Source organism: Pseudomonas sp. PA27(2017) (assembly GCF_001945445.1).
Taxonomy (GTDB): Bacteria; Pseudomonadota; Gammaproteobacteria; order Pseudomonadales; family Pseudomonadaceae; genus Aquipseudomonas.
The window spans coordinates 1-990 of sequence record NZ_MSXW01000057.1 but is presented as its reverse complement, the minus strand read 5'-3'; the positions used below and the strand labels follow the sequence as shown (position 1 = coordinate 990).

The 990-nt window shown below is 63.2% G+C and carries 1 protein-coding gene; it reads right to left on the bottom strand.

Annotated elements, in window-relative coordinates:
- The coding region (locus BVH06_RS20080; RefSeq protein ID WP_256575217.1) for a biotin carboxylase N-terminal domain-containing protein at positions 1 to 990 on the bottom strand (990 nt) is incomplete at both ends.

Below are 990 nucleotides of genomic sequence, written 5' to 3'. Positions count from 1 at the left end.
TCTCGTCCAGGGCGTTGCGCATGCGGGCCAAGGCCTCGTCGCGGGTCACGCCGTAGGTGATCAGCTTGCCGATCAGCGAGTCGTAGTTCGGCGGTACCGAGTAACCGCTGTACAGGTGCGAGTCGACACGCACACCGAAACCGCCCGGAGCATGGAAGTGCTTCACCTTGCCGGGGCAAGGCATGAAGTTATCCGGGTCTTCGGCGTTGATGCGGCACTCCAGGGCGTGGCCCAGGAGCTTGATGTCTTCCTGCTTGTAGGACAGCTTGTTGCCCGCGGCGATGCTGAGCATCTCCTTGACGATGTCGATGCCGGTGACCATTTCGGTAACCGGGTGCTCGACCTGAACGCGGGTGTTCATCTCGATGAAGTAGAAACGACCGTCTTCATAGAGGAACTCGAAGGTACCGGCACCGCGGTAGCCGATCTCGATGCAGGCATCGACGCAGCGCTTGAGTACTTCGGCGCGGGCCTTCTCGTCGATCAGCGGTGCCGGGGCTTCTTCCAGCACTTTCTGGTGACGGCGCTGCAGCGAGCAGTCGCGGTCGTACAGGTGGATGGCGTTGCCCTGGCCGTCGGACAGCACCTGGACTTCCACGTGACGCGGGTTGCCGAGGAACTTCTCCAGGTAGACCATCGGGTTGCCGAACGCGGCACCGGCTTCGGTGCGGGTCAGCTTGGCCGACTTGATCAGGTCTTCTTCCTTCCACACCACGCGCATGCCACGACCACCACCGCCGCCAGCGGCCTTGATGATCACCGGGTAGCCGACCTCACGGGCAATGCGCAGGGCTTGAGCTTCGTCTTCCGGCAGCGGGCCGTCGGAGCCAGGAACCACCGGCACGCCGGCCTTGATCATGGCGTCCTTGGCGGACACCTTGTCACCCATCAGGCGGATGGTGTCGGCTTTCGGGCCGATGAAGGCGAACCCGGAGTTTTCCACCTGCTCGGCGAAGTCGGCATTTTCCGCAAGGAAGCCGTAGCCGGGGT